Here is a 24,725-nt window from a genome sequence, read left to right as displayed (position 1 = left end):
ATAAATCGGTATGGTTTCAAAAACCTGAGCATATTTAATGATTTTACTGCCACTATGCCATGTATGTAAAATTGGCACTTGGTTTGAACAATAAAAAAAGCACAGAAATATTTTAATTATACAAAACGTTTTGTACATTCACTCTGACATTCTGGCAGATAAATACGAGTCATTAATGGTTTTTTAGAAGGGTGTTCAGCAGGTTTTTACCAGATAATTAACTAATGTTTGCTGTTAAATAAAACGGGTTTTTTAAGAAAAAGCCTGATAGAAGAACCTAAATTTGTGGTACATGAATCGTGAACTAATCTCCAGCCTTATGATGGGACGCCAAGACGTAGAAAATGTGGAAATGATTGAAATCGCTTCACCGGATGAAGTGATGGAGAATGAGAATAATCTTCCAACCGAACTAGCGCTTCTTCCGCTTCGAAATACCGTTCTGTTTCCGGGTATTGTTATACCTGTTACTGTTACAAGGGCCAAATTTATTAAAATGGTAAAAAAGGCTTATCGCACTGATAAAACCATTGGTGTGGTTGCACAGATACGCCATACGCCCAACGAACCTACACCCGAAGATTTATATAAAATTGGTACGATTGCAACCATTCTTAAAATGATTGTGCTGCCTGATGGAAATGTGACGGTTATTATTCAGGGGCGCCGCCGTTTTGAGGTTGTTAACTATACTCAGACCGAACCGCACCTTAGCGCTACGGTTAAGTATATAGCTGATAATTTTCCGAGTGTACGGAAAAAAGAGGTGAAAGCCCTGATACAGAGCCTGAAAGAGGCGGCTTATAAAATTCTGAGCCTGAATCCGGAGATACCGAAAGATGCGCAGATGGCTATCAGTAATATTGACAGCCCTAGTTTCCTGACCCACTTTTTGTCTTCTAACCTGAATATTGAGATTAGCGAGAAACAATTGCTTCTGGAGACTTACGACGGTAGCGAGCAGGCACACAAACTGCTGGAACACATGATGAAAGAGATTCAGGTGCTCGAAATCAAAAGAGATATACAGAGCAAAGCCAGCCTTGATATTGACCAGCAACAAAGAGAATATTACCTGCGCCAGCAGATAAAGGTGTTGCAGGAAGAACTGGGCATGGAAACGCCTGATCAGGAGGTAGAAAAGCTGCGTGCCAAAGGCGCCAAAAAGAAGTGGTCTAAAGAGGCCAACGAGCATTTTCATAAAGAACTGAACAAAATTCTGCGCATGAACTCAATGGCGCCGGAATATGGGGTTTCATTAACCTATGCCGAAACCATGATTGAGCTGCCCTGGGCAGAATACACAAAAGATAATTTTGACCTGAAAAGGGCTAAAAAAATACTGGATGCCGACCACTCGGGTCTTGAGAAAGTAAAAGAGCGTATTATTGAGTATCTGGCCGTATTAAAATTACGAAGCGATATGAAAGCACCTATTCTGTGCCTCTATGGGCCTCCGGGTGTTGGTAAAACATCATTGGGGCGCTCAATTGCCAAATCGCTGGGTCGTAATTACATACGGATGGCGTTAGGTGGACTACATGATGAGGCAGAAATACGCGGCCACAGAAAAACTTATATCGGTGCCATGCCGGGCAAGGTGATTCAGAATCTGCAAAAAGCCAGATCGTCAAACCCGGTATTTGTTTTAGACGAAATAGATAAGGTTTCCCGCGATTTCAGAGGTGACCCTTCATCGGCTCTGCTGGAAGTTCTGGACCCCGAACAAAACTCGTCCTTCAAAGACAATTACCTGGAGGTTGACTATGATTTATCTAAGGTGCTGTTCATTGCCACTGCTAATTCTTTAGATACTATTCAGGCGCCGTTAAGAGACCGCATGGAGATAATTGAGATTTCAGGTTATACGGTTGAGGAGAAAATAGAAATCGCTAAAAAACACCTGGTGCCTAAGCAGTTAGAGCAACACGGTATAAAGGTAAAAGACCTGAAAATAGAAGATAAGGCTATTCAACGGGTAATTGAAGGCTACACCAGAGAATCTGGGGTTCGTCGTCTTGAACAGCAGATTGGAACTTTGATAAGAAAAGTTGCCAAGTCTATTGCCATGCAGGAGGAATATCCGAAACTGATAAAAGTTGAACACGTTGAGAAACTATTGGGCGGAGCTATATTTGACCATGACCTATATGAAGGCAATGAGTTGCCGGGTGTGGTAACCGGATTGGCCTGGACTTCGGTAGGTGGAGATATACTTTTCATAGAGTCGAGCCTGAGTAGGGGTAAAGGCCAGCTGACGTTGTCAGGCCAACTGGGAGACGTCATGAAAGAATCGGCCGTTACGGCGCTTTCTTACCTTAAATCGCATGCCGATGAAATAGGTATTGATTACCGCATTTTTCAGAATTACGATTTGCACGTTCACGTGCCACAGGGGGCTGTGCCAAAAGATGGCCCGTCTGCAGGTATTACCATGGTTACATCAATGGCCTCTATCTATACCCAAAGACAACTGAAGCCGAATCTGGCCATGACAGGCGAGATTACCCTTCGCGGAAAAGTACTGCCTGTGGGCGGTATAAAAGAGAAAATTCTGGCTGCCAAGCGTGCGGGTATAAAAGAGATTGTAATGTGCTACAAAAACCGCAAGGATGTAGAGGAGGTAGGTGCCACGTATACAGAAGGCCTCACTTTCCATTATGTTGACTACGTGCAGGAAGTGCTGGAAATAGCATTATTGCCCGGCAAAGTTGCCAATGCCATGAAGTTTATTCTGCCGGAAGAAAAGAAAGAGGCTGAGCCGGTAGAACTTTTATAGTGCTAACTATTGACTACAAAAAAATAGCAGTTGCCTGAAGCATCTGCTATTTTTTTATTCCAGCAATGAGTGCCAGAAATAAAATGTAGCATAACCACGCCAGCCCGGCCACAGGGTAGCCATCTGGTGCAATTCGGCAATAGTGGGTTTGGCCGGTAATTTATATTGGTTTTTTACCGCATGATGAAGGCCTACATCTTCAACCGGAAACGCATCGTAGCTTTTGAGGCTTTTCATCATTGAGTAGTTGGCTGTCCAGTTTCCTACTCCTTTAATGGCAGTTAATTGCTGCTTGATTTCTTCATACCCTAACCGGGATAGTTTCTCCTGCGCCAGAATACCCTCTGCAAATGCCTGTGAAATATTTATAATATATTGTGCCTTACTTCTGCTGAACTGAAATGGCTGGAAGTCTTCTACCTTAAGTGCCGCCAGTGTTTGTGGTGTGGGTAGTGCATAAAATGCTTCACCATCAAAAGTTACACTTTTACCAAAGTTGTGCACCAGCCTTTGTTTAAGCGCGTAAGCAAAGTTAAGATTGATCTGTTGCCCGATAACCGACCAAACCAGCGACTCGAATAAATCGGGCATACCTACCATGCGCAGGCCATAGTATTTCTGGCAAAGCTGCTGCATTATAGGGTCAGCCTGCACGGCTTTATAAAATACGTTCAGGTCGGCGGTCAGGTCAAACCAGTTTTCAATATAGTTTTTTATGCGCTGCTGCACTTCTGGCGTGGCGTTTCCGGTATGGATATGAACGGCAAGGCCGTTGTGATATGCAATAGAAAACAGCACCAGATTATTGCCCATGTCTAAAACCTTGTAGATAGTATCTCCCTTTATGGTATGCAGGCACTCTTTTTCATTACGCGATAAAAACCTCAGCAATTCCTGATAACTAAATGCTTCTGGCGTGGTAATATGTATCATTATTTAGGTTGTCGAAAATGTTAAAAATAGCGACCGCGCTTAAAGTCTGTTGATCTGTGTATTTTTTATGATACCATTCCCCCTGAAAATAAAGCCAATTTCTTTGAGTTTACCCAGATGCTTTTTATAGGGTGTTTCAAAAATCGTTTGATTGTTTAATGCAATACTCACAAATTTGTTTCTGTTGATTATGCTCACATGCTGCCACCCGTACATTTGAGTACCAAAAGCGGTTAAATCTGTTTTTTTGCCGTCAAACCTCCGGTTACTGATACTCACGTTTATGTTACTTTCACAGCCTTTATGGGCCAGGTTAACATACATATATTCATATTCTCCTTTAATCAGTACTGCCACTGCAGGGCAAACTACGCCTGTTGAATCCATTCTGAAATCAGTTCTGAAAACAAATCTGTTTCCATCAATATTAAAATCACGGCTATTATGAAAAGTGAGCATAAAGGGTTCTTTGGTATCCAGCTTGTTACTGACCAAAATATCGGGCTTTACGCCGATGATGTCTTTTGATACCCAATCGGTCTGCGGTAGTATTTTATTCTCTATTGGTGGCTGGTGTGCCGCTATTACCCAGTTGTCGGTCTTGATATGTACCGGAATCTCTCTGATGATAGAGTCGTCTGCAATGATTTTGGCCATGTAGTAGCCGGGCAGGTAATAAATATCCGTTTGCTGATAATTGCCTTTGGTAATTTCTACTCTTCGTTTTTTATCCCACGATTGCTGAATATAAAACTTCCTGGCATTAACAGAATCGATATTGTAAGTAAAAACAACTGTGTTAGGTACGGTATTAGAAACAGAGGTTTTGGCAGAAAACTGAACGTCTCCTGTACGAATACCATTTTTGAAAAGTTTGTTTTTAAACACCAGTAAGGCCAGAACCAGAATAATCCCGGTAATGGCGAAAAGTCTTGTATGGGTAGACCGAGGTCTGATTTTTTCAAAGGGTTTATCGGGGTAAGGTAAAAAACGCTCAGTAGGCGGTACGGTTTTACCTGTAAGTATTTGGGCCAGGTCAAGTTTGAGTGTGAGCCAGTCTTTATGATAAGCAATTTTGCTGAGGGCATCAAGTGTTGACAAATGCGGTAAACGGTTGAACTCATTGCGCCAGATTCTTTTAATTGTGGTAAGGCTGATTTTTACACCCGATTTCTCTTCAATAAAAAATGTAAGAAACTCATAATCTTTTTGCCCCCGGCTTTCGTGCAGGCTAAGCCCTGCCATTTCCTCAATTTGTTGCTTTAGCCTATCCAGAAGTTCTTTATCGATAGGGTTGATGTCGTTCATAATCAGATGGGTTAAAAAACAATCGCAAAACAGTTGTAAAACAGTTCAATCTTGCACAAGATAATTATCCGGGTGTATGGCATATTGCTGCCTCAAATCATTACTCAAAATTTAAAACAAATTATCATGAAAATGCTCAGAATCATATCTTTAATGGTTACTTTTTTTCTTGGCCTTTCTTATAGTCTTTCGGCACAGAACGCTTTTAAAGACTGGCAGGGATTCTCTGAAAACAACACGCCAGCCGTTTTAACCGAGCAAACTTATAAAGATAAAAGCTGCATAAAATTAGATGGTAAAAATGAGGCTATCATTATTAAAAAGGATAAAAAATATGAAAATTTCAGAATAGACCTCGATATCGCCAGCCGTGTGATGGGCGGAATCGGCTTCCATGTAAAGAACGAACAGAACTACCAGTTTCTGTATTTCAGACCCGGCTATGGTGGCACGCAGGAAGCAATTCAGTATGTACCTATTTATAATGGGGGCTTAAGTTGGGTAATGTACCATTATCCAATTTATGAGGCCAAAGCAGCCATCTCGCAACTGGAGTGGTTTCATGCCACTATTGAGGTACGCGGCAGCATTATGAAAGTGTTTGTGAACTATAAAAAAGAACCCGATTTAATTGTGAGCCTGCTGGATACTGATACTGACAATGGAAGTATTTTATTGAGAAGTATGTTCGGAGAATCCTACTTTGCCAATGTTTACATTCAGGAGTTACCAAAAATACTTTATGAATGGTCTGTATCAGAGCAATTGGTTAGAGACAAGACTTACGAATATACAGATATGAAGAAAATTAAGAACTGGACAAAAATTAACGAAAGAAGAGATGAAGTGGTGAATCTGAAAAGATATTATGAATACCCTAACGGAACGGTTTTTGCCAGATGTAACATAGTTTCTGAAGCTGATAAGCCCAAATTGATGTACTTTGATTTTACTGGTAAGCTAAAAGTTTTTCTGAACGGAAAAGAGGTTTATAATTACGCCAGATTTAAGTTGGAAAGGCTGGAGCTTTATCAGAACTGCACAGCCCTTGAACTGAAAAAAGGTGATAATGAGCTTGTATTTATTATTGAGGGCGATGCCTCTTTTTTGGGTGAAGGCTTTAATGCAATGGGAAGAAAACAGCATCAGAATTGGGGCTTTGTAGCTGGCTTGGCAGATATGGCCAGATAATGGTTTAAGGCGTGGCCGGTATGCCCGGCCCGGTCATTTACTGTATGAATACTACCGGCTTTGTTTCGGCTTCAAACTGCCGAAGAATACGCAGTAACTGCCCTTTTTGTTTGCTTTCGGCCCAGCCAGAATCATTATTATGGATTCCCTCAAAGTCCTGATCAAGCACCAGCCCACTCTGATAAATAAGCGAGTCGTTTTTTAGCAGATATATACGGCTTTCAATTTTAAGTGAGTCGCTGCCATTGCTTATAAACTCGCAGTTTTTCAGCTGGCTTAGTATTTGTTTATCAGATGATTTTAATACCCTGTTGCGCGGTATACCGGCCCAGGAGTTCATGAGGTCGGTAACACTTATAATTACGTAGGCAGTATAGTTGCCCTCCTGAAAATTAAATTGCTGAAAAGGCTTGTTTTCGTCTTTGATTGCTACAATTGAGGCCTGAGAGATGGGGTTTTTATCGAAAATAAAAAATGGATATAACCCGATAAAGTAAGCAACAACCAGGCCCAGGCATATAGCAGATAAGGCAAAAGCGATTGTCTTTTTCATTCGGTGAGTCACAGCTTGGTTTAGTTTATTGAATACATAGTAGCAGTCGTGCTGCAATTTTATTTTTTTTTTTTAATGTAGCAAAAAAAATTATTTACCGGTACCTGTAAAACAGAAGAGGCGCGCCTGCAGGCGCGCCTCTTTGTTCAATTAGATGCGAATGACTATCATTTAGGTTTTTTGAAAACCGCAGCATCAACCGGAGGGTTAATTTTGATTTTGTTGGTTATAAATGCCAGATTACCCATCTGATTTACCATGTCCATAGAATAGGCAAACTTAATGCCGTCTACATCTTTGTAATCAGAGAAACTGATTTCCACTTCCACACCATTGGCTGAAGCCTTTGTTTTGGTCAATAAGTAGGTGGTGGCGTCTATATACTGATCAACCACATCACCTGTTGCTGAAGTTACTTTCAGATGATAGTTGTCTTTTTTGTCTACTTTTTCTTTGCCCACCAGCTCAACTTTATTGCCTTTTTCTTTATAATTGAAAAGCGGACCGAAAGGGTCTAGCTGGCCTTTTAATTGTTTTGCCTGTTCAGCTGGCATATCTTCCGGCTCGCCTGTACCACCCATCATTGTCGGGCGAACCATCCAGGCTGATGTACCATCATAAGCCTGAACCATAGAGTTACCCATCACGGTTGACTCAGAGCGTACCGCTTTGTTTACTACCATTGTGCTGGTGCTTGGTATTTCCATGCCTTGTACAGACAACGAGCGCTCAATGTAAAGGGTATTTACCGATTTCAATTTGTCTGCTCCGCCAAGGGCTGCAATGTGCTTGTCTACTATTTCATCGACAGTCTGGGCAAAGCTGCTTATTGAAACAAAAGCTGCAAATGCTGTTGCAAAAAGTTTGTTCATTTTCATTGTTCGATTTGAATTAAGTTTATTCGTTAGTTTATTAAGGGGCTTATCTGTAAATACTTCAGGTTTTAAAGCCGGAGGGGCTGGTTATTGTCTTGGTTGCCCGCCGCCTGTAGTGCCACCTGTGGTTTGTCCGCCGCTTTGGCCATCGCTTTTTACGTCGTCGTTGTTTACTGAGCGGGCTTTTTTCTTAGGTGCATCTACTGTCATTTTACCTATTTTGTAGCTGAATGTAAGGCGCACACCTCTGTTATACATATAAATATTGTTTACCTGATTGAACTGCGCCGATTTCAACTCGCTACGAATATTGAAACTTTTGTTCAGGAAGTTTTCGCCGGCAAGGCCAAGGCTTCCTTTTTTGTTTTTAAAGTCTTTTTTGATACCAATGGTATAGAAGCCGAATCCACCCTGGTTACCCTGTAATTGAACCTGGTTTCCTTGTAGAAACCCGAAGGCCTGCGCACCCCATCCGTTTTTAAAGGTAGCCTGAGAGAACAAACCACCACTGATATTCCAGCCTGAGTTAGTTATGGTTTCTGACACATTGTTTATGCCCAATACTTGTCCTTCAAGTGTATTATAGATGATATTGGCAAACAAACCTACGTTAATTTTCGATGTTGCTGCAACATTAGCAAAAATGTTGGAACCATACGCATGTTGGCGCCCGATATTTTTGTAAGTAGTAACAATTGCACCGGGCAGGGTATCTGAAGGAATACGAACCTGCGATATGGCATTATTGGTTACTCTACCAAAAAACGAAGCATTCACAAAGGTTTTCTTAATGTTCTTGCTCAATGTTAATTCAAAGTTGTCGGTTATCTCTGGTTTCAGAGTAGGGTCACCCACGGTGATATTCTGAGGGTTAGCCGAGTTAAAGTTCGGGTTCAACTGTTGCAAACCCGGGCGTTGAATGCGCTTGTTGTAAGCCAGCTTAAAGGTAGTACCTTTAATGGTTTTTGAGGCATTTACACTTGGCACCAATACCCCGTAATCTGCTACGCCAATCTGCCCGCCTTCTTTTGTGCTGGCATCTATAAATGTATGCTCGTAGCGCAAACCACCTTTAAAGGTATAACGTTTTTTGGTGGTATAAGTATATGAGCTATAAGCTGCTGCTATATTCTGATGGTAGGTAAGCGCGCCCTGAGGCTGATTGATTTCAGTTGAGAAATTGCCGGTTGGCCCTGCAATCAGAAACTTGTAATCGCTGGTTACTTCACGGAAGATACCCTTTCCGCCAAATTCAAGCATCTGGTTTTTTCTGATTGGGGTCTGGTAATCACTTTGCAGGGTAAATTCCTGATTCAGATTTGAGTTAATATTACGCTGACGGTTCAATAACTCACCGCTTTGGGTCATCAGGTTGGCGTCAAAGTTATTTTTAAGGTCATTACGGCTATAAAGTGTAGAAATACTCCATTCCTGTTGGGGCTTTTTATAAGTGTGCAGGTAATCAATGTTCATATCAACTGTTCCTGACAGGTTGTCGGCGTCAACGTCTCTTCTTGAGCTGGCGTCGGCGTCAAGGCTGCCATTACGGAATAACCTGGTTACAAGGTCTTGCTGCGTGCTGAAGTTACGAACGCCATAACGTACACCGGCTGTCAGGCTTTGGTTTTTGGCCAGGTCATAATCGAATCCCAGGTTATACTGGCCAAACAACCCGTGACTTGAACCATCACCCGTTTGTTTGGTAAGCGTAGAAACTCCATTTACGATACTTGTCTGGTCGAGAGAAGTTTTGGTAATAGTGTTATACATCCCACGGCCAAAACCACCCAGCGTTACACCGCCTTTACCTTTTCTGTAGCTGCCGTTCAGGCTAAGTAATGAGCCCCTGTTACCAACGCCGCCGTCTACATTCAGACTTAAACCTTGCAGGCTGTTCTTTTTAGTAATAATATTAATTATACCACCAGAACCTTCAGCATCATACTTAGCAGATGGACTGGTGATAACCTCGACGGTTTTAATCTGGTCGGCCGGTATTTGCTTCAAGGCATCGGCTACGCTGCTGGCAACAATGGTGCTGGGTTTATTGTTAATTAAAACCCTGATGTTCTGGCTACCTCTCAACGAAACGTTACCGTCAAGGTCTACTGTCAATAGAGGTACTTTACGCAATACGTCTGAGGCATCGCCGCCTTTGGCTGCAATGTCTTTTTCTGCATTGTAAACCAGACGGTCAACTTTTTCTTCAATCAGGGCAGACTGGCCGGTTACGGTAACTTCATTCAGCAATTTGGCACTGCTGGCTATCAGAATGTTGCCCAGGTCAAGTTCTTGTCCTTTGCTTAGGGTTACATTGATATCTTTGGTAGTATAACCAATAAATGTAATTTGTAATTTAAACGAACCGGCAGCCACTTTGCTGAGGGTAAATTTCCCTTTTTCGTCGGCCATCGTGCCATCTACAGGTTTGCCGGTGGTTTTATCAAGAAGGGCAACACTGGCAAATTCAACAGTTTTACTGGTAGTTGAGTCTACCACAATACCCGAAATTTTGCTATTACCTTTGGGTGTCTGGTCTCCTGCTGTACCCGGCAATGCTTTGGCGGCTGGTGCACCGCCCATCGGGAACTGAGCCTGAGCTGCCGTAAATGAGGTGAAAACAGATGCGATTAGAATGATTAGTAAATTACTTTTTTTCATGATTTAGTTTTTAACGTTACAAAGTTGGTTCAGAAAAGCTAATACTGAAACCAAAAATGGATAAGTGTATCATTTAGGATGATGAATACTTGATATTAACCGATGAGTGTCTTAATTGAATTACAGGTAGTTGCTGTGAGGTTTACAGGCGGCTGGCCAGGCTGCTGAATGGAATAAAAAAGTATGCCGGATTAGTAATAAAATATCTAAGAATAGTAATACCCTGGCCTGGTAAGTATTTATGAAGCAGTAGAAGACTGCCCCCCGGTATGGTTAGTATTTATAAGTCTGAGGTGTTTTGAGGATACCAACCTGGTGGTGGAAAGGAAACCAGCCCTGATTGGTATGCTTGCCGATAGGAATTTGTATTAATGATTAAAGCTTGGTGTTACTACCAGATTTTTAAATTTAGCGTATGTAGCCGGCCCGGCCCAAATTGCAATTTTGCCCGGCCTTGCAGGGGCAAGACTCTTCACTTCAAGGCAGGGAACAGGATGATTATTGACATACACCCTGATAAACGGCCGGTCTACAACTACTCTGGCATGAAACCAGTCGTCCGGGTCTGGTACAGGCTTCACTTTGTTTTCGTATTTTCCGGGGAAATCACCTCGCAGTTTAAACCAGGGAGCATCAGGCAGTGAGGCATATTGCACGGCTCTGCTCCGGCGGGCCGTGTCGGCGTTCATGAAATTAAATGGTCTGAAATAAACGTGTTCATAGGTCTGGCTATCCTGCACATTAAAGGCTACGCCTACAAAACTTTGTTGTAAGAGGTTTGCCCCTTTTACGTCAAATTCAATCGTGCCGTTGGTCATTTCAAAATCTTTAAGCACCATCATGCCGTCGTTATCTGTTTTGTCTAGTTCTATAGTATCTTTCCATACCGGTGTGGGCTTGTTGTAAATAAGCCAGAGAGATGGATTTTTAAAGTCTGCTCTCAGTAGCTTGCCTTGCGGGTGCGCAATCAGAGAAATAAGAAAGAAGAAGACAATGAGTCGTTTTTTCATAAATAGGCTGGTTTTGTAAATATTAAAAATGGGGTTTTGCCAATAGGCTGGTTATTTTTTGGCAAATTTGTAGAAAAGAAAAGGTGTTACCTGTTCAAACCGATACCAAATCTGGTTCAAGTCTGGAGCATCATTAAAATTACTTCTTGCAAGACTACCTATTGCGGCTAAAACAAAATCAGAAAATAGAACCTGAATCAATATTTACTATGATTTACATTACTCAGCTTATTTTTATTAAAGAGGGGAAAGAAGAAGTTTTTCATGAGTTTGAGAATTTTGCCATACCCTTGATGGAGAAATATAACGGCAAGTTGTTGTACCGGATAAGGCCTGATGCTACCGCCTATATAGCTGGTGAAGAAGAAAAACCCTATGAAATTCATATTGTTTCTTTTGAACACGAAAGCGACTTGCTGGGCTTTATGAAAGACGACGGCCGCATGAAATTTTTGCCTTTAAAAGAAGAATCGGTAAAAACCATTCTGATGATTAAGGGCGCTAAAATGGGTTAAGGAGTGATTCAGAGAAGGCGCAACAAATAATTGTAAAAATACAGGCGAGCGATGTTGAAAAGATTATGATTGTAAGTATTAAACAAAAACACCTGCCTCGAAACCGAAGCAGGTGTTTTAAATATACTTAAAGCTATTATTAAGCTTTTGATTTTGCAATTACGCCATCTGCAATGTTTTGCGGAACGATTTCGTAATGTGAGAATGTCAAGTTAGCAGTAGCACGACCAGACGACATTGTACGTAGGTCTGTTACATAACCGAACAATTCTGAAAGAGGTACATCAGCTTTGATTACTTGCGAACCAGCTTTAGTATCCATACCTCTCATCACACCACGACGACGGTTCAAGTCACCAGTGATAGGACCTGTGTACTCGTCAGGAGTAACAACCTCAACTGCCATGATTGGTTCTAGCAATTTAGGGCCAGCCTGACGTGCAGCTTCTTTGAAGCCCATACGAGCAGCTAGCTCGAAAGACAATGAGTCAGAGTCAACGTCGTGGAATGAACCGTGGAACAAACGCACTTTCATTGAGTCAACAGGGAAACCTGCTAACGGACCATTTGACATGGCTGATTCGAAACCTTTCTGAATGGCAGGGATAAACTCTTTTGGAATAATACCACCCACAATGTTGTTTACGAACTCAAGACCTGTTTTCTCGTCTGTACGTGGTCCGATTTCAAATACGATGTCGGCAAATTTACCACGACCACCCGATTGTTTCTTGTAAACCTCACGGTGTTCGATAGACTTGGTGATGGTTTCTTTATAAGCTACCTGTGGTGCACCCTGGTTCACTTCTACTTTGAACTCACGACGCATACGGTCGATGATGATTTCAAGGTGAAGCTCACCCATACCACGGATGATGGTCTGACCTGTTTCTTCGTTAGACTCAACCTGTAGGGTTGGGTCTTCTTCAATCAATTTAGTGATTGCTTTAGAGAAGTTATCCTGATCGGCTGTTTTCTTAGGCTCGATAGCATACCCGATAACCGGATCAGGGAATACCATTGATTCAAGAATGATTGGGTTTTTCTCATCAGAAAGTGTATCACCGGTTTTAATATCTTTGAAACCTACTACCGCACCGATGTCACCGGCACCCAAACGCTCAATTGAGTTTTGTTTGTTGGCGTGCATCTGGAAGATACGAGAGATACGCTCTTTGTTGCCCGAACGGTTGTTCAATACATAAGAACCGGCATCTAAACCACCCGAATAAGCGCGGATGAAACAAAGACGGCCAACGTAAGGGTCAGTAGCGATTTTAAAGGCAAGAGCCGCGAAAGGATCGCTTTCAGTTGGTTTACGGAAAATTTCGTTACCTGTATTAGGATCAGTTCCTTTAATGGCTTCTTTATCCAATGGTGAAGGCAATAGAGCCATCACGTAGTCGAGCATGGTTTGCACACCTTTGTTTTTGAATGAAGAACCGCAAAGCATCGGAACAATCTTCATGGCGATAACTGCCTGGCGAAGCGCTGCAAGGATTTCGTCTTCTGTGATTGAATTCGGGTCTTCGAAGTATTTCTCCATCAAAGTATCATCAAATTCAGCTACAGCTTCCAACAATTTCTCACGGTATTCAGTAGCCTCTTCCATCATGTCGTCAGGAATCGGTACTTCAGTGAAAGTCATCCCTTTGTCATGCTCGTTCCAAACAATACCGCGGAAGTTCACCAGGTCAACCACACCTTTAAAGTTGTCTTCAGCGCCGATTGGCAATTGAAGAGGCACTGCGTTGCTGCCCAACATCTCTTTTACTTGCTTACACACGTTAAGGAAGTCGGCACCTGAGCGGTCCATTTTGTTAACGAAGCCCAAACGAGCTACGTTATAGTTGTTGGCCAAACGCCAGTTAGTTTCAGATTGAGGCTCAACACCATCAACCGCACTAAATAAGAACACCAAGCCGTCTAATACACGTAGTGAACGGTTTACCTCTACAGTAAAGTCAACGTGACCTGGAGTATCAATTATATTGATATGATATTTTTGGTCTCTGTAATTCCAACCAACGGTGGTTGCAGCTGATGTGATGGTAATACCTCTTTCCTGCTCTTGCTCCATCCAGTCCATCGTAGCAGCTCCATCGTGTACCTCACCGATTTTGTGGCTCACGCCGGCATAATAAAGGATACGCTCAGTGGTAGTTGTTTTACCTGCGTCAATGTGGGCAGCAATACCGATGTTTCTTGTAAATTTTAAATCGCGTGCCATTTTTTTAGATTTTTGAAAAAATGTTTTTTAAGAGTCTGCTTATCAGACAATATTGTTGAGAAACTTTTATTCCAAGCTAATATTAGAATTGTATTTCGGGGTGCAAAATTATGAATACTTTTTGAGAAAATCAAAAAGGTTTTGTTTTTTGTAAATATTTCTTGCCTGCAGGCAGTAGCTTACTACATTAGGCCAGGAAATGCGTACACAAATTCTGGAATCTCTGGTTCAAGGGAAGAAAGGCAAATAGTCTCTGAAATCTGAGAATAAATCTTATAAAGTTAACCTTTGCCAACTTCAGCTGAAGCGCAATCGGTTGTTCCGGTTTGAATCAGGGGGGTAAAGATACTACCATGTTAACTGTTTCATTTGCTACCATAAGCCTGCCTGCATCTTTGGGCGTGCCAAGTAAATTTGGTTCTGACTTATCTCTCAATAATAATCCGTACTGTTGAAACCTCATGTTCTGCAATACTTCTTTCGTTACGGTAAACTATTCTGACAATATAGGAGCCCCGGGGAATATGTCTTACATCTACCCGAACCATGCCATCAGATACTTTTGAAAAACTCTCTGTTAATACCCGGCCCGAATTATCATATATCTGAACACTCTGTACTTCCTGAAAGCCGTTTTGCTGAAACCATTGTTCATGTACCGACCTCTCATAAGATGTACCTGCAGAATCGGGCGATGCTGACAGTTGCGGTACCAATGTAAGTTCTCCGTTTTGAACTGCATTGCCCCATACGGTTACTTTTGAGGCAAATTTTGGGAGTGGGGCTGCTATTTCAGTACTGCAATAACTTTTGCTGATTGAAATGCCTCCGGTACTCATATTGTGCCGTTCCGGCGCTATGCCTTTTACAGAAACCGCGCCTGAAAGCACAGTCATGGTAGGGTACATGAATACTTCTGATGATTCAATGACAGGTCTTTTTTCACTTGCATAACCGATAAAGGTAAAAATGAGCGTATCGCTTTCACTAGCTGAAATCTGGTATCTACCATTAAGGTCAGATATTGCACCCCGTTTAGTTCCTTTTACGGTAATAGAAACGTGAGACAAGGAATCACCTGTATCTGCATCTACTACTCTTCCGGAAATCAATCGGTTTTGAGCGATGCCATCTTCAATGCAAAAGAAAGTCATTATGGCTGCAGCTACATTCCTGATAAGCTTGGTGTGCTTCATGTGTGGCAGCTTAATCAAACCGGAACTTTCCTGATTACTTAATATCTTAAGCGGAATTTCGATAGAAGCGTACCTGGTTCCTTCGCTCCATTCTGGAAACCACTCTTTAATAGCATAATTCTTTTTCAACTGGTCATCTCTAAAACGCCCGCAGAGTTTATCTGAAGAACCCTGCCTGTCTCTGAAAAAAGCCATCAATTGGCTTTCAGACATCTGACTGAAATCAATTACATTTTTAGCGCATGAAGCACAAAAACCACCTGTGGCGGTGGGCAAAAATGATTCCCATCGCTCGTGGCACGGATTATCTACATTGAGTTGAAAAGTTGCCTTCATAGTATCAGGTTTTTAAGTTTTGTAGTATAGATGCAGGCAAAGTAGTTTTTCCATAAAAGATGTTGGTTTTTTACAAATAAAATATTCAAATTAGGATTCCCTAATCTTTAACCTTCTTATGCAAACCTACGATGCCATTGTTGTCGGTGCCGGATATGCCGGACTAACCGCTACCCGCGAACTACTCAGAGCCGGGAAAAAAGTAATTTTACTGGAAGCCCGCGACCGCGTAGGCGGCAGGGTGCATACCCAATATTTTGAAGACGGCAGCTACGTAGACCTGGGCGCTGCATGGGTAGGGCCCACTCAAGACAAAATCTATGCCCTGGCAAAGGAGTTTGGCGTGCAGACTTTTCCGACTTTTGACGAAGGGAAAAGCACCCTTTACTTTAACAATAAACTGAAATATTATAAAGGGATAATTCCGCCCCTGCCCATAGGCGCGCTCCTAAGTCTGGATATGGCCATTAAGCGTATGAATAAGCTGTCTAAAACAGTAGACCTGCAAAACCCCTGGAAAACGCCTAATGCGGCCTATTATGACTCGCTGACTCTGGCTGCCTGGATGGACAAACAGATGTCGTTCAAAACGGCAAAAGTTATGTTTAAGCTGGCGGCAGAGGCCATCTGGGCAGCAGACCCCAACGAAATATCAATGCTGCACGCACTTTTTTACACCAGGTCAGGCGGAGATTTAGATAAGCTGATGAATGTAAAGAACGGAGCACAGGAAGAACGACTGGTAGGAGGGGCCGCGCAACCGGCATTACGGCTTGCAGATACTTTTAAGGAATATATTCGTTTAAACAGTATTGTCAGAAGCATCAGCCAGGAGGGTGAAGTAGTAACTGTGAAGGGTGATGGTTTTGAGCTGGCAGCTTCAAAAGTGATAGTAGCATTGCCACCCATGCTTGCCGGAAGGATACAGTACGCCCCGCTTATGCCTGCCAACAGAGAGCAGCTTACGCAGCGTATGCCAATGGGCAATGTCTGGAAAACCTACGCCATATATGACAAACCCTTCTGGCGGGAAGATGGACTGAACGGTTTGGCGGCCACTAATGATGGCTACGTTACAGTAACTTTCGATAACTCGCCCAAAGATGCCAGTAAAGGAATTATGATGGGTTTTGTGCTGGGCAATCAGGCCAAAGCTTTTGCGAGACTAACACCCGAAGAAAGAAAAGCAACTGTGCTGAATACCTTTGCCCGCTTTTATGGCGAAAAAGCCCGGCAACCTGTTCAGTACCTGGACCATAGCTGGGCAGAAGAAGAGTTTACCCGCGGCTGTTATGCCGGATTAATGCCTACAGGTGCCTGGACCTCCGTCGGCAAAGCTTTAAGAGAACCCGTAGGAAATATCCATTGGGCTGGTACTGAAACGGCTGATGTCTGGAATGGGTATATTGACGGCGCCATCAGGTCTGGGGAAAGGGCTGCCAAAGAAATACTGGCTTTTTGAAGTGTTTGTTTAATTTATTTGCTTAGAATAGCCTTAGAAAATAAACAATATTTAATTCTTATTCACAAATGAGTAGTTTTTACCTGATATAATCACTAACTTTATTATTAATCGGGAAAACAATATTAATAGCCATCAGGAAATTACTCTCATGAACAAAGAAGAATCAAACGAGGCTTTTCAGGCCAGGGTGCTTGAAGCCATTCAAAAGAGCGAGCTCAGTCCGCAGGAAATCGTAAGAAGCAACTGCAGGGTTTGTCTTATAATTAAGATTTACGGTGACCAGATATTTGACAGACTTAAATATTTCATTTTAATACTCGATAAGCTTAAATTAAGATACAATTCTTCCTTCTCGCCCAAAGTGGGCATTATGAATATTTCCGTTTTCAAGAAATAATCAACTACAATAAACTGCCTCCCAGAAACAAATGTGACATTTGTTACATAGCCGGTTAAAGTATATGCTTATTTTTGAATTTAAAACAAAAAAGCAAATACTATGAAGCCCGGTATATCATTGCTTCAGGAAAAATTCACAGGTATTTTTGAATACGAATTATTGCAGGAATTAGCTCTTGTGGGTAACTACGTTGTGCTTGAAGAAGGGCACGTACTTATGCAGCCCGGCGGTTACATCAGGTTTGTACCTATTATATTAAAAGGTTCTGTAAAGATACTCCGGCCTGATCACGACGGCCGTGAGGCACTTTTGTACTACCTGGGGGGCATGGACTCCTGCGCTATGTCGTTAACCTGTTGCCTTGGCCATAAACAAAGCGAAATACTTGCTGTTACTGACGAGGCAACCACATTGATAAGCATACCTATTGAAAAGGTGGAAGAGTGGATGACCCGGTATAACTCGTGGAAGCAATTTGTTTTTATGACTTATCAACGACGCTTTGAAGATTTGCTCAACACCATTGACCAGATAGCTTTTCATAAGCTGGACGACCGCCTGCTGATGCTGCTGAAACGGAAAGCCAAAGCCTGTAATTGTAAGGTTTTTTTGACAACCCACGAAGAACTGGCCAATGAACTGGCCACGTCAAGAGAGGTGGTGTCCAGACTGCTGAAACAATTAGAAAAACTCGGAAAAGTAAAGCTGTCCAGAAACAGGATTGAATTACTCTGACATACCGTTAAAAGAATACGTTTTTTGTACGGGAATTGCCTCTGGCGGTTTCCGTTCTTTTTGTGCCGTTATGACATCCGTCATTAATTGTAGTGTTTAAGCTTCATAATTTTAGGTGCTTTAAGATAAGGTATAACAAGTGTGAGAAATGTTACTGACAAGTAATTGGCAGGCAAATACATTTGCAGCAGCTTAAAATTTTAAACTTAAACACAATAACAATGAAAATAGAGCAGATTTACACCGGATGCCTGGCAGAGGCAGCCTATTACATAGAGTCGGCGGGTGAGGCCGCAGTGATTGACCCTCTTCGAGACAGTAGTACTTACCTGAACAAAGCCTTGAAAGACAATGCCCAGATAAAGTATGTTTTTGAGACCCACTTTCATGCCGATTTCGTATCGGGTCATCTTGAGCTGGCCAGTAAAACCGGAGCCACCATTGTATTCGGGCCTACGGCAAAGCCGGGCTATGATGCACACGTAGCCCACGACGGCGAAGTATTTACATTAGGTAACATAAAGATAAAACTACTGCACACGCCAGGGCATACGATGGAGTCTTCGTGCTATTTGCTGATTGATGAAAATGGCAAAGAGACCGCGCTTTTTTCAGGCGATACCTTATTTATTAATGACGTTGGCCGGCCAGACCTGGCTCAGCACGTTATAGCAGAGCTGACACAAGAAAAACTGGCCTCGCATCTGTATCATTCGCTTCGGAACAAAATCATGCCATTAAGCGACGCACTCATCGTTTATCCAAACCATGGTGCGGGTAGTGCCTGTGGTAAAAACATGAGCAAAGACACTTTTGATACTCTGGGGCATCAGAAAAAGGTAAACTATGCGTTGAACCCGTCGCTTACTGAAGAGCAGTTTATTAAAGATTTATTGACAGGCCTTGTACCGCCTCCGGCCTATTTTCCGTTTAATGTGTTAATGAACCTGAAAGGCTACGAAAGCCTAGACAATGTGTTGAGCCGTGGCATGCGGGCATTGAATGTGCGAGAGTTTGAGGCTGCCGCAAAAGAAACAGATGCCCTGATACTGGATGTAAGAAGTGCGGCAGAATTTGCCACGGCCTTTATTCCGGGGTCAGTAAATATTGGTCTTAACGGGCAGTTTGCATCCTGGGTAGGTACGCTAATCAAAGATTTAAAACAGCCGGTTCTACTGGTTGCAGAAGAAGGCAAAGAAGAAGAAACCATTACCAGATTGGCTCGTGTAGGATATGATAATTGCATTGGATACCTAAAAGGCGGTGTTAAGGAATGGATAAATGCAGGCCATGAGACCGATAGCGTACAGCAGGTAGACGCTGAAAAGTTTGCGGATTTAATAAATACTACAACAACCTTACCCATAATAGATGTAAGAAAGAAAAGTGAGTATGACTCGGAACATATTTTGGGTGCCGAAAATATGCCGCTTGATTTTCTGAATGATTACATGGCTCAGGTAAATCCTGGCACCACTTATTATGTACATTGCGCCGGAGGATACAGGTCTATGATAGCCATTTCTATTCTTAAAGCACGAGGATTTCATAACCTGATTGACGTGGCCGGCGGTTTTGCAGCAATTAAACAAACCGGAAGGGTAGCTGTAACAGACTATGTTTGTCCAACAACCCTGCTCTGAAATAAATTATCTCTGTGTGATAAAAATCACTGCAAGTGTATCATTTTTTGCGGACATTTGATTTATAATTAATTTATAAACAGTTAGAAAATGTTCGATTTCTTTAAAACCAAAAAGCAGTATCAGGATGTGTCAGGGCAGGCCTTCAAGCAACTGCTGAACGAAAATAAAGAGGCTGTATTGCTGGATGTACGCACACCCATGGAATACAGACAGGGGTCTATTAAAGGGGCCATTAATGCAGATATCATGAGCGGCGATTTTCAAAAGCGGCTGGATGGGCTGGACCCTCAGAAAACCTATCTGCTTTATTGCAGAAGTGGCGCCAGAAGTGCGCAGGCCTGTCATATTCTGGCAGGTAAGGGGTTTAAAAATGTTTATAACCTTTCAGGTGGTATAGGAAGCTATCCGCGATAAACAAAGGTAATATGAAAACTTTATTGAAATACTGGAACGCCGTTCGCATCATAAGGCTGGTAGCTGGCATGGGTATTATTATCATGGCCTTTATTGAAAACCAGTTGCTTCTCGGTGTTATCGGGTTGCTGTTGGTGGTGCAGGCCGTAATGAATTTTGGTTGCGGCCCCGGTGGCTGCAATATCCCTGATAACCGAAGGTATAGACGCAGAACATAAAATTGTATGAAAAACAAAAGATTCATTGTCTGGGTATTTACAGCCATCGGCGCCCTGGGCGGTTACTTGTACTGGAAAGAAATAGGCTGCCTGACAGGTACCTGCCCGCTTAAATCGCAGTGGCAGACCATGATTCCAATCGGGGGCTATTTCGGGTTTTTTTTCGGCGATTTACTGAAAGACTTTCTCAATAAGCAACCGGAAAAACCCGGCGGAGATAATCAGTTTCAATAGTACAATATCATCTTTAAACTCTTTTACCATGAAGAACATCGGCAGCACCGACCGTATCGCCAGATTCCTGGTTGCACTTCTGGCCCTGATACTCTATTTTACAAAAGTACTAACGGGGGTTTGGGGCATAGTGGCATTAGTAGCAGGAGGTATTTTCCTGATTACTGCTTTGATAAACTATTGTCCGCTTTATTCAATATTCGGTATAAATACCTGCCGTAAAAAGGCATAATTTTGAAGTCCGCTAACAGAATCCCGTGGTGTTATGCCACAGGATTCTGTTATTGCTAATGAAAACGTTCCTGTTGTCATTAAATTTCTATTGACGTTTCAGGTAGTAAATATTATCTGTTTCTTTAATCAGGAGTGTGTTTTTTTTAGGTTCAAATTCAAAGAAATAACCCAAACCTTGCTGCATGAAGTAGTGTTTTCCAATGGGTTGCACCTCAAATGCTTTACCTCTGGTTTCTATAAGCAATTCTGATTGGTTTTTGCCTACATTCACTACTATTGCCCTGTTGTCTGAAGTGTACATACCTGTGTACTGGTCTAAATCATGAGAACCCAACGGAGTAAGATTAGTAAACGGAATAGCATAAGGCTTATTAAAGCATATACGCTGAATACCTGTAAGAATATCTGCTCTGGGGTAAAGAATACCATTTGTGCAATAGGCCATTGCCATTTTTTCTTCAGGAAAATACCTGACTGCCGCATAAAACTCTTCTATCCGCCCATTGTGTCCAAAGGCAGTTTTGTCTTCAAAACTGAAAGGAAACATCCCCATTCCATAGCCGTCTTTCATGGTTTGCATTTCATTAAGGCTTGCACTGCCAATTAATTTGCCCTCGTAAAGCGCTTCAATAAATTTGACCAGGTCTGTTGGGGTTGATACGATTGAGCCTGCTCCGCTGTGTATAGACAAATCTGTTTCTTTTATTTGATACCAGTTTCCTTCATTATATTTATATGAACAGCTTTCATTTTTGGAGATATCAGTTAAATCCCCGAAGTATGTGTCTTTCAAGCCTGTTTTTAAGGTGATGCGCTGCTTGAGAGCTTCTGAATAAGGCTTTTGGTCTATTTGCTCAATTATGTAGCTGAGCAATAAATAATTGGTGTTAGAATAAGCGGCTTTTGTACCGGGCGCAAAGTCAGGTTTTAGTTTTCTGATGATTGCCAGCATCTGGGCGTGTGATTGAGCGCTGCTCATCCATGTAGAGTAGTCGGTATCTTCTGTATAACTGTGCAATCCGCTTCTGTGATTGAGCAAGTGGCTTATCGTAATATTCTCAGCATCAGGAACATCACCATAAAAATGGCTTAGTTTATCAGTTAATGAGAGCTTTTTTTCTTCAATCAGTTGGAACACCATTACAGCAGTAAACATTTTTGATACCGAACCGACTCTATATCTTGTACCCGTATTGGCAGCAATTTGGTTGTTAAGATCAGCATAACCAACTGCTTTTTTGTATTGCGCTTTGCCATTTATACTGATGGCCAGGCTACCCATAGCCAATTTCTTGTTGGCAAGTGTATTGAAGAGGCTATCCAGCTTATTGGTATTTAAAGGCTGGCAAATGGCCTGCAAAACAAAAAGGCAGAGCATTAATGACGAACTAAGAAATTTCATAACAATAGGGTGAAACTTTTATGATTAAAATATCTGGCAAAACTATATCATGCAATAGTTTTTGTGCCGTTAAATTATTTGAACGGTTATGGATGCCCATTTAAGATTGAAAGGAGAATGACAAGGTTTCTGCCTAGCAATTTTCTTTGAAGCACTCTGGCAGACTCTTTGGATAATTAATAAATTGCACGAAAAACGTGCTTAATGAAAAACAACCATCACCAAAGATTTGTGGCATTTATCCTGGCTTTCTTTTTTTTCGCATTTTCTTCTGTTTTACTGGCTTAAAAGAATTTTGAGGTAAAGATTGACACCGTCAGATGGTTTGATACTGCCCGTAGCAGGGTAATTCCTATAGCATTTTTTAAGCCTTCTGTTAAGGTTAAACATCAGAAATTGGTTATTTTCAGCCATGGTTACGGCCAAAACAAAGGCGGCGCTAATCTGGCGTATAATTACCTGACTCATCATCTGGCATCAGAGGGTTACCTGGTAGCTAGTGTACAGCATGAACTACCTACCGACAGCCTTTTGCCACTAACCGGTAAACCACAAGTGGTAAGACGTTCTAATTGGGAGAGGGGTGCAGCTAACCTACTTTTTGTGTTAAGTGAACTTAAAAAAAGGAGTCCGCATCTTGACTTTAAGCACGTGATTTTAGTGGGGCATTCTAACGGTGGAGACATGACAGCTTTGTTTGCGCACAAGTACCCACATTTAATTAGCAAGATTGTTACTCTGGATAACCGCAGAATGGAACTGCCGCGGACAAAAAAGCCCGGGGTTTATTCATTACGGTCAAGCGACCAACCTGCCGATGAGGGTGTTTTACCAACAGCAGATGAACAAAAGAAATACAAAATAACGGTTATTAAACTGCCGGCTACTATTCATAACGATATGGACGAGGATGCAACCGAGCCACAGCGCAAAGAAATCATAAGCTATTTAATGACCTTCCTTGCCGATTAAAATAAGGTAAGAGATTAATCAACGATTTAAAATTCAGTTTTTATCAGTAACCGGATTAAACAAGCGTAAAGCGTTAAAAACGGCCTGGTGCGTAATAGTGGCGTGGTCTTCTTGTGGCAGATAATCAAAATATACATGCAGATTTTTGTTTGTCGCTTTTTTTAGTTTTTCAACCAGCAGGTTGGCATCTACTTCCATTACCCTTGGGGTTTCAGACGGCGCCAGCCCCTCTTTACCAACGCCGATATATACCTTTATCGGCTGGTTAAAGTTAGGTTTCAGAATGTCTGAGTCCAGTTCAAGCAATGAGCCGTTGTCCCACCATATACTTGGGCTGATAATGATATACTGATTAAACAGGGCAGGTTTCTTAAGAAGAATTTCTGTTGCCAGCAAACCACCCAGCGATTGCCCGATAATGGTTTTTGACCCACCGGCATTATATTTTTTTGTAATATAAGGTTGCAGTTCTTTTTCTATGAAACCTATAAACCGGGCGGACTTTCCGGCGGTTTTAAAACTTTCTTTTTCTTTCTGAATCGTAGTTGGGTATGTAAAATCTCTTCTCCTGTCTACATTGGCTATGCCTACGATAATTGATTTTGGTACGCGGTTAATCCATGAGAAGTTATTGAACTGATAAAGGCCTGTTACATGAATAAAATCTTCATCATAAGAGCCATCAAGCAGATAAACAACAGGGTAGCGGGTAGTGTCTGTCATAGAATATCCTTCTGGCAGGTAAATATTCAAAATCCTTTTCTCTCCCAGTTGCACTGAGTTGATTTCATCAATGTACCCTAATACAAAAGGTTTAAGGGTGCTGGTTTCTGACTGCGCCAGCAGACCAATAGGCAGGCACATTAAAATCAGGATTTTTAGAATTCTCATATACGATAATAAATAGTAAAGTATCAGACAGGTTACATTTTAGACAGCACCACGTATATTATATTGTCTATGACCTTTATCTGCGGTATGGGGTTTGGGTTTGCATCTGGTAACTCAATGGGTTTGCCATTAATTGTAAAGCCACTCTCGGCCAGAGAGTAGAAAAGCTGCTCGCCAAACAGAAAGGTCTCCACATCCCGGGCGCCTCGAGTAAAGCCCATAGCCAGTTTGTATGGTTTTTTAAGCTTATTGGTCATAATAGCTGCCTTTATTTCTTTTGTTAGTCGGGCCTTCAGAGCATTGTCAACTACTCGCTTATCGTTTTCAATTTTAAGGGTAAAGGTGGTGTCTTGAAGTGCATGCCGATGGAGTATAGCCACACTGGTTGCATTTGCCTTTACATTTATTAAATTGTTTACAGTCGGATGCTCGCCGGCGTGAATAAGTAGTAACGATATTAATAAGTAAAGAATCATATTTTTTTGCTTAAACCTTCAAATTTACATCAAAGGTAAATAATTGTTTTT

The 24,725-nt window shown here is 41.9% G+C and carries 23 protein-coding genes; 12 read left to right on the top strand and 11 right to left on the bottom strand.

From position 1 onward, the window contains the following. Window positions 1-292: 292 nt before the first annotated feature. Window positions 293-2,779, top strand: a complete 2,487-nt coding sequence (gene lon / locus C0V77_RS00375) for an endopeptidase La (RefSeq protein WP_101724334.1) — start codon at window positions 293-295, stop codon at window positions 2,777-2,779. 54 nt (window positions 2,780-2,833) lie between these two features. Here lon and C0V77_RS00370 read toward each other — a convergent pair whose 3' ends face one another. Then, window positions 2,834-3,712 (bottom strand): DNA-3-methyladenine glycosylase, encoded by an 879-nt coding sequence (locus C0V77_RS00370; RefSeq protein ID WP_101724333.1) that lies wholly within the window; start codon window positions 3,710-3,712, stop codon window positions 2,834-2,836. Between the two features lie 39 nt (window positions 3,713-3,751). Continuing rightward, a complete protein-coding gene (locus C0V77_RS00365; RefSeq protein ID WP_101724332.1) occupies window positions 3,752-5,020 on the bottom strand; it encodes a hypothetical protein in 1,269 nt (422 codons plus the stop codon). Window positions 5,021-5,146: 126 nt separating this feature from the next. Here C0V77_RS00365 and C0V77_RS00360 point away from each other — a divergent pair, with 126 nt between their 5' ends. Next, window positions 5,147-6,211, top strand: a complete 1,065-nt coding sequence (locus tag C0V77_RS00360) for a family 16 glycoside hydrolase (RefSeq protein WP_101724331.1) — start codon at window positions 5,147-5,149, stop codon at window positions 6,209-6,211. A gap of 37 nt (window positions 6,212-6,248) precedes the next feature. Here the strand turns inward: C0V77_RS00360 and C0V77_RS00355 are convergent, their stop codons facing one another. From C0V77_RS00355 to C0V77_RS00340, 4 genes are all read right to left on the bottom strand, one after another. Then, on the bottom strand, window positions 6,249-6,764 hold the full coding sequence (locus C0V77_RS00355; RefSeq protein ID WP_143705978.1) for a hypothetical protein: 516 nt from the start codon (window positions 6,762-6,764) through the stop codon (window positions 6,249-6,251). A 167-nt stretch (window positions 6,765-6,931) separates the two neighbouring features. Then, window positions 6,932-7,636, bottom strand: coding sequence for an outer membrane lipoprotein-sorting protein (locus C0V77_RS00350; protein ID WP_229236166.1), 705 nt, complete (start codon window positions 7,634-7,636; stop codon window positions 6,932-6,934). 90 nt (window positions 7,637-7,726) lie between these two features. Continuing rightward, window positions 7,727-10,300, bottom strand: a complete 2,574-nt coding sequence (locus C0V77_RS00345; protein ID WP_101724328.1) for a TonB-dependent receptor domain-containing protein — start codon at window positions 10,298-10,300, stop codon at window positions 7,727-7,729. A 368-nt stretch (window positions 10,301-10,668) separates the two neighbouring features. Continuing rightward, on the bottom strand, window positions 10,669-11,310 hold the full coding sequence (locus C0V77_RS00340) for a family 16 glycoside hydrolase (RefSeq protein ID WP_101724327.1): 642 nt from the start codon (window positions 11,308-11,310) through the stop codon (window positions 10,669-10,671). Window positions 11,311-11,519: 209 nt separating this feature from the next. Here C0V77_RS00340 and C0V77_RS00335 point away from each other — a divergent pair, with 209 nt between their 5' ends. Beyond that, on the top strand, window positions 11,520-11,825 hold the full coding sequence (locus C0V77_RS00335; RefSeq protein WP_101724326.1) for a DUF1330 domain-containing protein: 306 nt from the start codon (window positions 11,520-11,522) through the stop codon (window positions 11,823-11,825). 139 nt (window positions 11,826-11,964) lie between these two features. Here C0V77_RS00335 and fusA read toward each other — a convergent pair whose 3' ends face one another. Together fusA and C0V77_RS00325 are read right to left on the bottom strand one after the other, a co-directional pair. Next, complete coding sequence (gene fusA / locus C0V77_RS00330; protein WP_101724325.1) at window positions 11,965-14,055, bottom strand: elongation factor G; 2,091 nt, start codon at window positions 14,053-14,055, stop codon at window positions 11,965-11,967. A 425-nt stretch (window positions 14,056-14,480) separates the two neighbouring features. Further along, window positions 14,481-15,587 carry a carboxypeptidase-like regulatory domain-containing protein gene (locus C0V77_RS00325; protein ID WP_101724324.1) on the bottom strand — a complete coding sequence of 369 codons (1,107 nt, stop codon included), beginning with the start codon at window positions 15,585-15,587 and terminating at the stop codon, window positions 14,481-14,483. Window positions 15,588-15,705: 118 nt separating this feature from the next. On the opposite strand from C0V77_RS00325, the gene C0V77_RS00320 reads away from it, so the two are divergent. From C0V77_RS00320 to C0V77_RS00285, 8 genes are all read left to right on the top strand, one after another. Then, on the top strand, window positions 15,706-17,049 hold the full coding sequence (locus C0V77_RS00320; RefSeq protein ID WP_101724323.1) for a flavin monoamine oxidase family protein: 1,344 nt from the start codon (window positions 15,706-15,708) through the stop codon (window positions 17,047-17,049). Window positions 17,050-17,200: 151 nt separating this feature from the next. Beyond that, complete coding sequence (locus C0V77_RS00315; RefSeq protein WP_101724322.1) at window positions 17,201-17,449, top strand: hypothetical protein; 249 nt, start codon at window positions 17,201-17,203, stop codon at window positions 17,447-17,449. A gap of 102 nt (window positions 17,450-17,551) precedes the next feature. After that, a complete protein-coding gene (locus C0V77_RS00310) occupies window positions 17,552-18,187 on the top strand; it encodes a Crp/Fnr family transcriptional regulator (protein ID WP_101724321.1) in 636 nt (211 codons plus the stop codon). 221 nt (window positions 18,188-18,408) lie between these two features. Continuing rightward, on the top strand, window positions 18,409-19,830 hold the full coding sequence (locus C0V77_RS00305) for a rhodanese-like domain-containing protein (RefSeq protein WP_101724320.1): 1,422 nt from the start codon (window positions 18,409-18,411) through the stop codon (window positions 19,828-19,830). 90 nt (window positions 19,831-19,920) lie between these two features. After that, window positions 19,921-20,247: a rhodanese-like domain-containing protein gene (locus C0V77_RS00300; RefSeq protein ID WP_101724319.1), complete on the top strand. Its 327-nt coding sequence runs from the start codon at window positions 19,921-19,923 to the stop codon at window positions 20,245-20,247. 11 nt (window positions 20,248-20,258) lie between these two features. Continuing rightward, window positions 20,259-20,465, top strand: coding sequence for a DUF2892 domain-containing protein (locus C0V77_RS00295; protein WP_101724318.1), 207 nt, complete (start codon window positions 20,259-20,261; stop codon window positions 20,463-20,465). Between the two features lie 6 nt (window positions 20,466-20,471). Continuing rightward, entirely contained in the window at window positions 20,472-20,699 is a 228-nt protein-coding gene (locus C0V77_RS00290) for a hypothetical protein (RefSeq protein WP_101724317.1), read from the top strand. 28 nt (window positions 20,700-20,727) lie between these two features. Beyond that, the gene (locus C0V77_RS00285; protein WP_101724316.1) at window positions 20,728-20,931 is read left to right on the top strand and encodes a DUF2892 domain-containing protein; all 204 of its coding nucleotides are present in this window, start codon (window positions 20,728-20,730) and stop codon (window positions 20,929-20,931) included. Window positions 20,932-21,018: 87 nt separating this feature from the next. Here the strand turns inward: C0V77_RS00285 and C0V77_RS00280 are convergent, their stop codons facing one another. Then, entirely contained in the window at window positions 21,019-22,335 is a 1,317-nt protein-coding gene (locus tag C0V77_RS00280) for a serine hydrolase (protein ID WP_101724315.1), read from the bottom strand. Window positions 22,336-22,731: 396 nt separating this feature from the next. Here C0V77_RS00280 and C0V77_RS00275 point away from each other — a divergent pair, with 396 nt between their 5' ends. Beyond that, window positions 22,732-23,307 (top strand): alpha/beta fold hydrolase, encoded by a 576-nt coding sequence (locus C0V77_RS00275; protein WP_101724314.1) that lies wholly within the window; start codon window positions 22,732-22,734, stop codon window positions 23,305-23,307. Between the two features lie 33 nt (window positions 23,308-23,340). On the opposite strand, the gene C0V77_RS00270 is transcribed toward C0V77_RS00275, so the two are convergent. Both C0V77_RS00270 and C0V77_RS00265 read right to left on the bottom strand, forming a co-directional pair. After that, window positions 23,341-24,198, bottom strand: coding sequence for an alpha/beta hydrolase (locus C0V77_RS00270; protein ID WP_101724313.1), 858 nt, complete (start codon window positions 24,196-24,198; stop codon window positions 23,341-23,343). 32 nt (window positions 24,199-24,230) lie between these two features. Continuing rightward, window positions 24,231-24,674, bottom strand: coding sequence for a hypothetical protein (locus C0V77_RS00265; RefSeq protein WP_101724312.1), 444 nt, complete (start codon window positions 24,672-24,674; stop codon window positions 24,231-24,233). Window positions 24,675-24,725: the final 51 nt, after the last annotated feature.

Source organism: Emticicia sp. TH156, assembly GCF_002855535.1.
GTDB classification, from domain to species: Bacteria; Bacteroidota; Bacteroidia; order Cytophagales; family Spirosomataceae; genus Emticicia; species Emticicia fluvialis.
The sequence above is the reverse complement of the archived record's forward strand: the minus strand, read 5'-3'. Positions and strand labels throughout refer to the sequence as shown.